The sequence below is a fragment of the Streptococcus sp. GMD1S genome (assembly GCF_000296875.1).
Lineage (GTDB): Bacteria > Bacillota > Bacilli > Lactobacillales > Streptococcaceae > Streptococcus.
Window position 1 is genome coordinate 1 of sequence record NZ_AJQY01000233.1, and the last position, 755, is coordinate 755.

At 45.3% G+C, this 755-nt stretch carries 1 pseudogene; it reads right to left on the minus strand.

Going from position 1 to position 755, the window contains the following annotated elements:
* Positions 1-755, minus strand: a pseudogene (locus tag GMD1S_RS12380) (cell wall anchor protein); the annotation flags it as partial.

Here is a 755-nt window from a genome sequence, read left to right on the forward strand (position 1 = left end):
GCAACTTGCTCTTCTAATTTACTTAGCTCAAGTTTTTTCGCATTACTATTTTCTTCTGCCGCTTCCTTATCTGCCGCAGCGAGTTTTGCTTGGTCCTGGTCAGAAAGTTGAGATTGAGTTTTTGCTTCGGCCGGTGTCACCTGATCACTATCTTCTGCCAAAAAATCTGCCAACAAGTCTGAGGCATCAATGTCGCCTTCTTCAATGGCTTTCAAGATAGCATCCTTGCCAATCACTTCTTTAGCTGCCTTAATCGCAGCTTCCTTATCAGTGATAGTGGCATCCTTGTTGATATCATCGATGGTTGATTTTTCAATTTTTTCTAAGGTAGCGATTAAATCTGAGCGAACTTTGGCTGCCTCTTCCGCCGCTTCCTTGTCCGCTGCAGCCAGTTTAGCTTGGTCCTGACTTGAGAAATCTTCTTGGCTCATCTCTTCGACCGGTGTCACCTGATCACTGTCTTCTGCTAAGAAATCGTCTAACAAGTCGGACGCTTCGATGTCACCTTCTTCAATGGCTTTCAGGATAGCATCTTTGCCAATCACTTCTTTAGCTGCCTTAATCGCCGCTTCCTTATCAGTGATAGTGGCGTCTTTGTTGATGTCTTCGATGGTTGATTTTTCGATTCCTTCAAGAGTTGAAAGCAATTCTGAGCGAACTTTGGCTGCCTCTTCTGCTGCTTCCTTGTCGGCTGCAGCCAGTTTAGCTTGGTCTTGACTTGAGAAATCTTCTTGGCTCTTCACTTCGGCCGGTGT